10 protein-coding genes are annotated in these 11,501 nt (G+C 55.7%); 6 read left to right on the top strand and 4 right to left on the bottom strand.

Annotation, left to right across the window (positions count from 1 at the left end):
- Positions 1 to 1,026 (top strand): GGDEF domain-containing protein (locus tag O3A94_14340; GenBank protein ID MDA1357431.1); only part of this gene is annotated, 1,026 nt, incomplete at its 5' end.
- A gap of 472 nt (positions 1,027 to 1,498) precedes the next feature.
- Here O3A94_14340 and O3A94_14335 read toward each other — a convergent pair.
- From O3A94_14335 to O3A94_14325, 3 genes are read right to left on the bottom strand one after another with little or no spacing between them, the layout of a single operon-like run.
- Positions 1,499 to 2,269 carry an alpha/beta hydrolase gene (locus tag O3A94_14335; GenBank protein ID MDA1357430.1) on the bottom strand — a complete coding sequence of 257 codons (771 nt, stop codon included), beginning with the start codon at positions 2,267 to 2,269 and terminating at the stop codon, positions 1,499 to 1,501.
- Between the two features lie 37 nt (positions 2,270 to 2,306).
- A complete protein-coding gene (locus tag O3A94_14330; protein ID MDA1357429.1) occupies positions 2,307 to 3,185 on the bottom strand; it encodes a fumarylacetoacetate hydrolase family protein in 879 nt (292 codons plus the stop codon).
- Positions 3,186 to 3,245: 60 nt separating this feature from the next.
- Positions 3,246 to 4,340, bottom strand: a complete 1,095-nt coding sequence (locus O3A94_14325; protein MDA1357428.1) for an amino acid dehydrogenase — start codon at positions 4,338 to 4,340, stop codon at positions 3,246 to 3,248.
- 596 nt (positions 4,341 to 4,936) lie between these two features.
- Between O3A94_14325 and O3A94_14320 the strand changes: the two genes are divergently transcribed.
- Positions 4,937 to 5,344: a phasin family protein gene (locus tag O3A94_14320; protein ID MDA1357427.1), complete on the top strand. Its 408-nt coding sequence runs from the start codon at positions 4,937 to 4,939 to the stop codon at positions 5,342 to 5,344.
- 53 nt (positions 5,345 to 5,397) lie between these two features.
- Here O3A94_14320 and purN read toward each other — a convergent pair whose 3' ends face one another.
- A complete protein-coding gene (gene purN / locus O3A94_14315; protein MDA1357426.1) occupies positions 5,398 to 6,111 on the bottom strand; it encodes a phosphoribosylglycinamide formyltransferase in 714 nt (237 codons plus the stop codon).
- Positions 6,112 to 6,194: 83 nt separating this feature from the next.
- Between purN and O3A94_14310 the strand changes: the two genes are divergently transcribed.
- From O3A94_14310 to O3A94_14295, 4 genes are all read left to right on the top strand, one after another.
- Positions 6,195 to 7,448 carry a DUF2066 domain-containing protein gene (locus tag O3A94_14310; GenBank protein MDA1357425.1) on the top strand — a complete coding sequence of 418 codons (1,254 nt, stop codon included), beginning with the start codon at positions 6,195 to 6,197 and terminating at the stop codon, positions 7,446 to 7,448.
- 21 nt (positions 7,449 to 7,469) lie between these two features.
- The gene (locus tag O3A94_14305) at positions 7,470 to 8,576 is read left to right on the top strand and encodes an AI-2E family transporter (protein ID MDA1357424.1); all 1,107 of its coding nucleotides are present in this window, start codon (positions 7,470 to 7,472) and stop codon (positions 8,574 to 8,576) included.
- A gap of 5 nt (positions 8,577 to 8,581) precedes the next feature.
- On the top strand, positions 8,582 to 9,271 hold the full coding sequence (locus O3A94_14300; GenBank protein ID MDA1357423.1) for a DnaA/Hda family protein: 690 nt from the start codon (positions 8,582 to 8,584) through the stop codon (positions 9,269 to 9,271).
- A gap of 82 nt (positions 9,272 to 9,353) precedes the next feature.
- Positions 9,354 to 11,495: an RNA degradosome polyphosphate kinase gene (locus O3A94_14295; GenBank protein MDA1357422.1), complete on the top strand. Its 2,142-nt coding sequence runs from the start codon at positions 9,354 to 9,356 to the stop codon at positions 11,493 to 11,495.
- Positions 11,496 to 11,501 lie beyond the last annotated feature (6 nt).

The raw sequence follows: 11,501 nt of genomic DNA, 5'->3' as shown, positions 1-11,501 counted from the left end.
GTAGGCAATAGGCTTCCCAGGGCGGCGGATGATGTTTGCGAGCCGTTGTTCTCCTGTCTGTCGTTGCCGTTTGAGCGTGACGGCGCGGGCGTTAATTTGGCTGCCGCCGCCGGCATCGCGCTGTGCCCCACGCATGGCGTGAACAGTGGCGAGTTGATCGCCCGCGCCGACGCTGCGCTCGATGCGGTCTCCGAAAAGGGTGAAATAGGCTATCGATTTTACACCGGCGAGTTGGAATCGCACGCCTCACAGCGGCACGATCGGACGGCGAGCATCTTTCGCGCTTTTCAAGACGGCAAGTTCGAGATGCGCTATCGCGTCGAAGTCGAATGTAGAACCCAACGCCCCGAGGTTATTCGCTGTGTTCCAACCTGGCGCCATCCGGAGCGCGGCGTAGTAGCGGTAAACGATTACCAACTCTTGGTCCAGGAAGCCGGAATGTTGGACAAATTCTTCGATTGGACTTTAGCCGAGGTCGTCCGGCAAAAGGCATCGTGGCGGGATCGTGAATGGGGATACCTCCCATTCGCTTTAAATATTTCCGCACCGCAATTATTTGATGTGCGTCTCGCTCCGCGTATCGCCCGCGTGCTCAGCGAATTCGAGGTCGAGGGTCGGGAGTTTGAGCTGCTTTTTTTAGCAGAAATGCTGCAAGCTGACCCCGAAAATTTGGCGCCGATGTTGGTCGGCCTGAAAGCGTATGGCCTGCGGCTCACTGTTGATGGATTTGCGGTGGGCGCTCACCTCTTGGAAAATTGGCGCGGATTGCCGCTCGACAATTTGTCTCTTGAAGGTGGGATTCTCAATGGCGCTTCCGCAAATCACGCAAATCGATTGTTGCTGACGGCGCTAATTTCTCTGGCCCACGGAATCGGGCTAAAAGTAAATGCCAGCAATATCGATTCAGAGGAAATGCTCAGTCTGTTGCGGCGCCTGCAGTGCGACGGAATTCGACGCTACCGGAGCCACACCGCCCTTCCGCCGCGAAAGATCGAAGGTTTGTTACGGCGAAGGGGTTTATTTTAGGCGGCTAATGGGTCGGATCGGCGGCGGCGGGGTTCGAACCGTCAATTTGCCGCGTAATCCCTCGGGTATATCCGCTTCCGCGACATCTCCGACTTCGCTTTCAAAATAGGCGCCAAGGAACGACAGCACCTCCCCTGCATTGTCCGGAGTTAGATGACTGAAGCGAAGACCATGTTTGCCGGGCGAGCGGAACGCCACGTTGCAGGGGCTTTTACAGCCGTTCAGACAATGTACTGCACGCAGACTTGAATTTTGGGGGAGCGGAACACGCTCGATCTCCTGATTAATGGCTTCAAGTAGAAATTCCCCCTGCCGCCGGCCGTCCTGTTCGCGTTGCGCCTCGCTCCATACGCAGGACCGGCACACATAAAGAGTGACCGGCTGCCGGACCGAGGTTGGCTTCCTCGGTCTTAACTTGGCCTGGGTCGTGCCACTACGAACTTCTCTGCCTGTTTGCCGCGCCATGTCACCGTCAACCGAAATAGAAATTCATCAGTGCCGCATTCACCTCGGACGACCTTTCAATTGGAGTCCAGTGGCCGCAACGATCCAAAATTATCGCCTTGGAACCCTTGATGGCCCGCGAGAGTTTCTGGACGCTGGCGGGCGGCGCCACGCCGTCTTCATCGCCGGTAATAAGCAAAGTGCGGCATTTGATTTTGGATAAATCGGCTGATTTGGCCACCGCGAGTGCCTCGCAGGTCCGCGCATATCCTTCCGCGTCCTGGCGCATGATGATTTCACGCACGAACGCAGCGACAGAGGGCTGATGAACACGCGAATCAGCGGACAACGCCACCTGCACCAACGTATCAGCGATAGGAGTCATGCCGTTGCTGCGCGCGGCCGAGGCGCGGTCTTTGATAGCGCCGCGCGCGGCCTGCGGCGGTTCCGCTAACGGTCCTAAAAGCGCCAGACTCTTGACCCGCGCCGGGCTACTCGCGGCCAGGTGCTGGCAGACAATTGTACCCATCGAGTGGCCGATGAAATGCGCCGACTTGATATTCAACTTGTCCATCAGCTTGGAAACATCTTTTACCAGGCTGGCGATGGAAATTTTGCCCTTTGCGGGCGAACGTCCCGAGCCTTCCATATCTGGCCGAATGACATGAAAAGAACGCGCCAGCAAAGTTGCCTGCGGATACCAGGCATTCGACGTTCCGCCGAGGCCATGCACCATGATCATGGCGTCGCCCTGGCCGTGCTGCTCGATCTCCAGATATTTATTATTTATCGTCATCATGATTTTCGGTCTCCCTTAGCAGACGGTTGTCAGTACCTTAGACAATCTTGTTTTCCAAACTTCCAAGACCATCGATTTCAATTTTCATGACATCCCCGGGGGCGAGAAAACGTGGCGGGTCGAATCCGATACCGACACCTGATGGTGTGCCCGTGGAAATAATATCACCTGGCTCTAACCTAATGCCTGCGGAAATCGTTTCGATCAAAGTCGGGATGTCGAATATGAGATCACGCGAATTCCCATCTTGGCGTAATTCGCCGTTTATCCAGCATCGGATCGAAAGATTCTCAGCGTCTAATTCATCGGCGCTCGCGATCCAGGGTCCCATCGGGCAGGAGCCATCGAGCGATTTTCCGATGAACCATTGACGATGCTTAAGTTGCAGGTCGCGGGCCGTCACGTCATTTGTGATTGTGTAGCCGAAGACATGGTTAAAGGCATCAGCCTTGCTAATCCTGCTCCCGCCTTCGCCGATGATAACGGCAAGTTCGGCCTCATAATCCAGCTGTACGCTCAGTCCGCTATGGCACGGTACGTCATCTCCAGGCGCGGTAACCGTCGTCGGCGCCTTGGTAAAAATTATCGGATGGTCCGGAATGTTATCGCCACGCTTACTCGTCGCGTCGAAACCGCTTTGCGTAAATTCCTGGGCATGTTCAAAATAGTTCTTACCGACGCAAAAAATATTCTTGGTTGGACGTGGAATGGGCGCGAGTAATTTTACTTTCTCCAGCGCGATTCCGGTGGTCTCCGTTTCCAAAGGGGCGTCGAGCCTGGTGTGCTGCTTGATGAGCGCCACCATGTCGTTGCCGTACGCCGTTTCGCTGTCTCTGAGAGGATGGATCATGCCAGCTTGCGGGTCGACGGCGCCTAGGCCAACGGAGCCAGCAAATTGATAAGTGACAAGTTTCATTGCGTTTCTTTTCTTGCGGGTAATTGCGCATGAATTAGCGCCGGCGGATAAATGCCCTGCCTATGTCATTTCGTCAACCGCTTGGCCACGGGCGCCAAGCAATTCTTGCGCCATATTATCTGCGATTTCGTTGGTGGGGCGGCCCTCGCGCTTGGCGCGGCCAAAAATTTCCATCGCGATATCGTAGATGCGCGCGGTATGCGCCATCGCCTTGTCGCGCTCATACCGGCTTTCCCGCTCGTAGGAGAGATTGATGACCCCTCCTGCATTGATGACGTAGTCGGGTGCATAGAGAATATTGCGCGCGGCCAATTTGGATCCATCCTCGGCGCATTCCAATTGATTGTTGGCTGCGCCCGCAACGACCTGGGCTCTCAGTTGTGGAATAGTCCGGCTATTCAATTCAGCGCCTAGTGCGCAGGGCGCGAAAACATCGACGTCTTGGCTGTAGATGTCTGTTCCGTCGATAGCGCGCGCACCGAAATCCGCTTCAGCACGCGCCACTGCGGCGCGGTTAATATCGCTTACAAGCAACTTGGCGCCGGCTTCGTGAAGATATTTGCACAGCTGGTATCCTACGTGGCCAATCCCCTGCACGGCGACGCGCAAGCCCGAGAGGTCGTCGCGACCGAAGCGGAATTCGACCGCCGCCCTGAGTCCGCAAAAAACGCCATACGCTGTGACTGGAGAGGGGTCTCCGCTGCTGCCTTCGCGCGCTGAGAATCCCATCACGTGCGAGGTTTGACGTCTGATTTGGTTCATATCTTCGACTGTCGTGCCGACATCCTCGGCGACGATATAACGGCCGCCCAGGTTTTCGACAAATCGCCCAAAGGCGTGAAAGAGAGCGTCACTCTTATCGCGTTCGGGGTCGCCGATGATCACACTCTTTCCGCCGCCGGTGGACAATTTCGCCAGCGCGTTCTTGAAGCTCATCGCGCGCGAAAGTCGCAGCACGTCGACGATCGCTTCATTCTCGGTTCGATAAGGCCACATCCGGCAGCCGCCGAGAGCGGGACCAAGGCTTGTGTCGTGAATAGCAATGATGGCGCGAAGCCCACTTTCAGCATCGGTGCAAAATATGACCTGTTCATGCCGGTCAAACGCTGGTGACGTGAAAACTACGCCGGCATCGCTGGCCTTCTCTGAAATCATTAAGGGTCATTCCTGATGGCTTGGCACTGTTGAGACGCCAATTGGGCAATTTCGAGATGGTATTTAAATGCTTATAAAGAAGAAAAAAACCAAGACTTTGTGCACAGTTCAATATTAGAAGGGTAAAATAAATATAAGTTTAACTATCTCAGTATTGAAACATAGATTCACGCACACCGCGACCTTAGAAAGCGCCGGCTCGCGGATTCGCGGCGCGAAGGGGAAGCAATATATCTCTCGCTGCAGATAGGTGGGGTTGCCGCGTCCGGCACATATGGATTGTTAGGGAGCCGCGACCTGGCGCAGCAGCTACAGGATGACGAGCAGAGATTCGCGTTATACTCGTCGTCGCACCGATCACTTGCCGTTAAGGGCACCCTAGGGTCCCAACCGTCGATTTTTTAAGAATTCCGTTGAATCCACGGTGCTGAATTTGTGCGGCCGTGCGGATCGGCCGATGCCTGTAGCTTTCCGAAAGAATTACCCACCAGCACCCACCGCAGATCGACCCCCTTGACATATTTATTGCGCTGCATATATTGCACTGCAACAACATACCGCAGTGCAGCAATTTAACATTCCTGGAGCAGTACAAAATGCCGACACAAAAGAAAAAGACCAACGGAAACATTTTCGCCAACGGTTGGGATGCCAACGGTTCCTTCGAGAAACTGGCTGATGCCGGGCGCGGAAACATGGAAGCCTTCGTTGCGGCGTCAAGTATCGCTGCGCAGGGCTTCGGTAGCGTCAACCAAGCTTGGTTAGCCTTCGCCAAAGGTGCCTTTGAACGCAATGGCGCAGCAGCAGAAGCCATTTTTTCTGCGAAGAATCCGACCGATGCGGCGGAAATGCAAGCGGATTGGGCGCGCAGCGCATTCGATAACTATGTTTCGGAATCAGGCAAGATTACTGAGATGGCCGTGAAGACCGCGAATGACGCGATTGCGCCGATTCGTGCCCGCGTCGACGGCGTGGTCGAGACCTTCGCCGAGAACGCCAGCTAAACTCGATAGCATCGAAGATTAAGGCCCGCTGGCGTCTCGCCGCGGGCCTTTTTCTATTTCCTGGTCGCCGGCGGTGGGTTGATCAGCAACGCGTCTTCTCTGGCCCAAGCGCACTGCAGGTGGGCGTTTCCGCCTTCTATCCGTACTTTTCCGCGGGCGATAAGTTCAACCGCGAGCGGATAAAGCCGATGCTCCTGTTTCAAGACTCGCTGGCCTAAGCTTTCCTCGCTGTCTCCCGGAAGGACGGCGACCGCCGCCTGGGCGATAATCGGCCCGACATCGACTTCGGCTCGCACGTAGTGAACTGTGCAGCCGGCGATGCGCACGCCGGCTTCAAGAGCCTGCCTATGGGTGTGCAGGCCCTTGAAGGCGGGCAGCAGGGCAGGGTGAATGTTGATGAGCCGGTCCTGCCAGTGCTCGACAAATGGCTGTCCGAGCACACGCAGGAACCCGGCGAGACAGACCAGGTCCACATTTGCCGCCTCGAGCGCCGCGGTGAGCGCGTCATCGAAAGCGCCGCGTGCTTCAAAATCCGTATGGCGGATTATCAAGGTTGGTATGTTGGCGTTTTCCGCGCGCGCGAGGCCGCCGGCATTGTCCTTATTGGAGATGACCAAGCATATCCTGGCCGGATAGTCGGCCTCGCTGCATGCGTCGATCAGTGCCTGTAGGTTGGTTCCACTGCCAGATATCAATACAGCAAGTCTCAGTTGTCTTGCCGGGCCTTCGCGCCCACCCGCGCTATCGTTTTTTTTTCGCCTGCTCATGTTATTGTATTCCGCTTTTCAAGGGAGCCCCTCCCTGAGATGGCCGCGCATTCGCAACATACTTTATGTCTGGGCTTTCTGTAATGATTCAGCCGCGAACCTTACGGAGAGTTAGCGTTCTCGCTGGATTGCTCGCCCTCTGCGTCACCCTTTCTTCGGGTGCCGTGAAAGCGGATTCGGTATACACGGTGCGGGATATCGCTGTGGATTCCTCCGCCAAATCGGCTGCTGAAGCACGGTCCGTGGCCCTGGCCAATGGCCAACGACAGGCTTTCGAACGCCTCCTCCAACGCCTGGTGTTGTCGGCCGATCGCGTGCTCGTGCCAGTTCTCGAAACCTCCCAGGTGGCGGATCTAGTTGACGGCTATATAATAGAAAAAGAATTAGTATCTTCAACAAGATATAGAGCAAGTTTAATTTTTGACTTTAATAAAATAGCAGTTAGAAAATTGCTACAACAGCAAAAAATTCGCTTTGCCGAGACACGTAGCAACAACGTCCTTCTTTTACCGATATTTGATGCCGGTAACGGCGCCTCCTTGTGGCTCGAGCCAGCTGACTGGCGTAACGCATGGTTGGCGCGCCCGGCCCATGAGGGCCTAGTTCCCTTGATCCTACCGCTCGGAGACGTCATGGACATGGCGGCGATCGAGCCCTCGCAAGCCCTCGCGCCATCGCGCGAGGCACTTTTCAGTCTGGCCGAACGATATGGCACTCAGGAAGTTGTCGTTGCCTCGGCTTATCTGGAGCTTCCGGACTGGCCGGTGGAAGACGATCCCGATGTCGATGGAGGGAACGTCAGTGATGCCGGTGGTGACCCGTCTGGCGATGCCGCAGAAACTGACGTAGCCAGCAGCCCTCGGGTCCGCGAGCCCGTGGAGGGCGCAATTTTGCAGCTAACTATCCATCAGGTCGGGGCAGCAACGCCATCACCGTCGACTGAGTTGTTGCGCGGCGCGCGCGGCGAAAGCAGAGAAGACCTGTTGGCGCGCGCGGTGGCGCGCGTCGTGGCGCATATAGAAAGTGGTTGGAAGCAGGCCAACATGCTGCGCTTTGGGCATGAGAACGAGATGCGCATTGTGGTGCCGCTAGAATCTTTATCGGAGTGGGTTGAAACCCGGCGTCGATTGCGTGAATTGGCGGTGGTTGCCAGTGTGGATTTGGCTAAATTATCGCGCGGGCAAGCCGATGTGTTGCTACGTTATTTCGGCGAGAAAGAACAATTAATGCTGGGGCTCGCACAATCGAATCTCGCCTTGAATTTTGAATCTGGCGGCTGGGTATTGCCGAGTGAGGTCACCAGTGGGCAGAGTAGACCGAGCGAGAAGAATCTATAATTCCATGATAGCTGTGACGCCATGACAATGAAAATTCGCACCTTTACAGGAATTTGGCTGGCGGCGCTCGCCGTTGTGATCATCTTGCTGCTGCTCTTTCAAAGCATCCTGCTGCCCTTTGTGGCCGGAATGGCGGTAGCCTATTTTCTCGATCCGGTCGCCGATCGGCTTGAGAAAGCCGGCCTCTCCCGGACTCTTGCCACCACCATCATTACCTCTGCATTTACGATCCTTGTTGTTTTGTTTCTGATATTCGCAGTGCCGCTGTTGCAGAGGCAGATCGTCGATTTTCTCGGCAACCTGCCCAATTATTTTCAGTCCGTTCGGGGGTGGGCCGAGCCCTTGGTCGAACGCTGGACGAATAAGTTAGACACGGAACAAGCCGATCGCGCTGACGCGGTGATCGAGCAATTTTCCGAGCGTGCGGCACAGTTTGTCCTCGGCATGCTGGGCAACGTCTGGGCTGGCGGGATGGCGTTGGTTAACTTGCTCGCCTTGTTGTTCATCACGCCGGTCGTCACATTTTATTTGTTGCGCGATTGGGATTCGATTGTCGCTCGGTTGAATGGCTGGTTGCCAAAAGCGCAGGCCGAGACCATTCGCGAGCAGGCGCGCCTCATGGACAGCACGCTCTCCGGTTTTATACGTGGCACCGGAATGGTGTGCATCATACTGGGCATCTTTTACGCTGCGACTCTGAGTGCCGCAGGACTTCAATTTGGCCTGGCGATCGGCTTGGCCGCCGGACTCCTATCGTTCGTTCCTTATCTCGGGTCGTTGGGCGGCCTGATAATATGTGTCGGTTTGGCCTTTCTCCAATTTGATGAGGGTTGGCGAATTGCCGTCGTCGCCGGTATTTTCATTGTTGGCCAACTTGCCGAAGGCATGATTCTTACGCCCAAGCTGGTAGGTGATCGTATTCGACTGCATCCGGTGTGGGTCATCTTTGCCGTTCTCGGTGGTGGCACCCTATTCGGATTCGTCGGCATGCTGATTGCCTTACCGGTCGCGGCATTGATGGGCGTAATCATTCGTTTCGGCATCGGCCAATATCTCGAAAGCAATATTTATCTTGGCGGCGAAGAGATGGCTAAGACGGACGAAGTTTCCGAAACGCAGCAACCCTAGAGTAGATGCCCAAGCAAAGGCGCGAGACCGTTCAGATTCCGCTCGACCTTGGCCACCGGACGGCGCAGGGCCGAAAGGATTTCATCGCAGCACCATGTAATGAAAATGCGTTGCTGTGGATTGACCGCTGGCCTGATTGGCCGGCGACCGGCCTTTCGTTTTACGGCTCGCCCGGATGCGGAAAAACGCATTTGGCTGAAATTTGGCGGGTGCGGAGTGGGGCCACCAAGGTTGCCGCGATGGCGCTTCGCGGGCGGGATGCGGCGGAGATAATTTCAAACGCCCCCGCGCTGGTAATCGAAAATATCAATGCCGATGTCCCGGAGCAGACGCTTTTGCATCTTTACAATTTGATAGGCGAAAGGAACGGGCACATTCTATTCACCGGACTTGAAGCGCCGGGGCGTATGGGGTTTCGCCTCCCGGACCTTCTCTCCCGCCTTCGCGCCATGCCGGCAATATCGATTGCCGATCCTGACGACATGGTGTTGAGCGCCGTCATGCGAAAAATGTTTGAAGATCGACAATTGCTGATTGGGGAGGAAATTATCTCGTTTCTGCTGGCCAGAATGGAACGTTCTTTCTCCGCCGCCCGCAGCATTGCGGCGGAGATAGATCGCCTTGCGCTCGCCGAGCAGCGGCAGATAACTATACCCCTGGCTCGGTTGGCACTTGCTGAGGCGGAAGGGCGGTAAATTGCAGCCCGCGCGCCGCATGCTAGAATGGAATTCTAGTAAGCCCGCCATTGCCGATTGGGAACGTAATAAAGCGAAGTAAATGGAAGAGCAGAGAACAAACGCCACCGATATTCAGCTACAAGCCTTTTCGCCGGAGGAGCGCTACATTAATCGCGAGCTTTCCTGGTTGGCGTTTAACGAGCGCGTGATTGAGGAAACCGAGAACGAGGCGCACCCGCTGTTAGAGCGTGTGCGCTTTCTTTCGATTTCCGCCTCCAACCTTGACGAATTCTATATGGTGCGGGCCGCCGGACTACGTGGACAAGTGGATGCCGATGTCAGGCAACTCAGCCAGGACGGATTGACGCCCGGCCAACAGCTCGACGCTGTCAATTCGCGGGCGGGAAAACTGATGGCGAGGCAACAGGATTGCTGGCACGAATTACGTGGTCTGCTCGGTGGCGCCGGCGTTTTAGTTTCAGATCTCGAAGACTTAGACGAAGCGGACCTTGAATGGGCCGAGCAATATTTCATGAGTCGTCTGTTTCCAGTCTTAACGCCCCTCGCCATTGATCCTGCGCATCCCTTTCCATTCATCCCCAATCTTGGCTTTGCGCTGGTTTTGGAACTGAAGCAATTGCGAAATGGTTCAGCCCGTCCGGCGCTCGTTCCCCTGCCTGCTGGAGTGGGTAGATTTGTGCCACTTCCACCACGCCCTGGGCACGCCCTGCGCTATTTGCCGCTTGAGAAGCTTGTTGAGCAGTTTCTCGAACGGCTTTTTATTGGGTCCTCGATCGTCAAAGTGGGTCAATTTCGAATTCTTCGCGACAGCGATATCGAGTTGGAAGAGGAAGCGGAGGATTTGGTCCGCGTATTTGAATCCGCTCTCAAGAAGCGTCGCCGCGGCAATGTGATCCGCCTGGAAGTCAACAACGGCATTGCGCAAGGGCTGCTCGATTTTGTCGCAGGCAGCTTGGCGGTGGATAGCTCTGGCATTGTCAAAGTCGATGGTCTTTTGGGAATGGCAGATACGGCAGTGCTCATCGAATGTGGCCGTTCTGATTTGCTGTTCCCTCCGTATCACGCGCGATTTCCGGAGCGGGTGAGGGAGCATGGCGGTGATTGTTTTGCGGCAATCCGCTCCAAGGATTTGCTCGTGCACCATCCCTACGAAAGTTTTGAGATGGTCGTGCAGTTTCTCAATCAGGCGGCGCGTGACAGCGATGTGGTCGCGATCAAGCAAACTCTCTATCGCACCAGCGATGAATCGCCGATCGTGAAGGCCCTGATTGAGGCGGCGGAGGCCGGCAAATCAGTTACGGCCCTGGTCGAGTTGAACGCTCGCTTTGACGAGGAAGCGAACATTAAATGGGCGCGGGATTTGGAGCGTGCCGGCGCCCAGGTCATATACGGCTTCTTCGACAAGAAAACCCATGCAAAGGCATCGCTCGTGGTGCGGCGCGAGGCTGATGGTATTCGCAGTTACGTTCATTTTGGCACCGGAAATTATCACCCGATCACTGCGAAGGTGTATGCAGACATTTCCTTCTTCACCTGCGATCCTGCGCTTTGCCATGACGCGGCCTATTTGTTTAATTATCTGACAGGCGGCGCTCGTCCAGACAAATTCGAATGCATCGCCGTCGCTCCCATCGATCTGCGCCATGAAATATTATCTTTGATCGACGACGAAATCGCTCACGCGCGCGCCAATCGGCCGGCCGTAATATGGGCGAAGCTAAATTCCTTGGTCGATGGCGAGGTCATCGACGCGCTCTACAGAGCATCTCAGGCCGGTGTATCCATAGACTTGGTGGTGCGGGGCGTTTGTTGCCTGCGCCCAGGAGTGCCGGGACTGTCTGAAAACATCCGCGTTAAGAGCATCGTCGGGCGTTTCTTGGAACATGCACGCATCGTCTGCTTCGGCGCAGGCCACGGCTTGCCTTCGGCGGAAGCGAAAGTGTTCCTGTCCTCGGCGGATTGGATGCCGCGAAATTTTGATTGGCGGGTCGAAGTTCTGGTCCCGATTTTTAACGACACAGTTCATGCTCAACTCCTGGAGCAGATAATGCCCTTCAATATGAAGGATACGGATCAGAGCTGGGAGCTGGGAGCGGACGGCGAGTATTCGCGCATCTGGGGGGACGGCGAGCGTTTCAACCTCCATGAAGCTTTCATGGCGCCGCCTGGCCTCTCGGCCGACGGCAGCGCGAGACGCGCCAAACTGACGACTGTTCCCTAATATCGA

Source organism: Pseudomonadota bacterium, assembly GCA_027624955.1.
Taxonomy (GTDB): Bacteria; Pseudomonadota; Alphaproteobacteria; order UBA828; family UBA828; genus PTKB01.
Note: the sequence above shows the minus strand (reverse complement) of the source record. Positions and strands in the feature narration are given on the sequence as shown.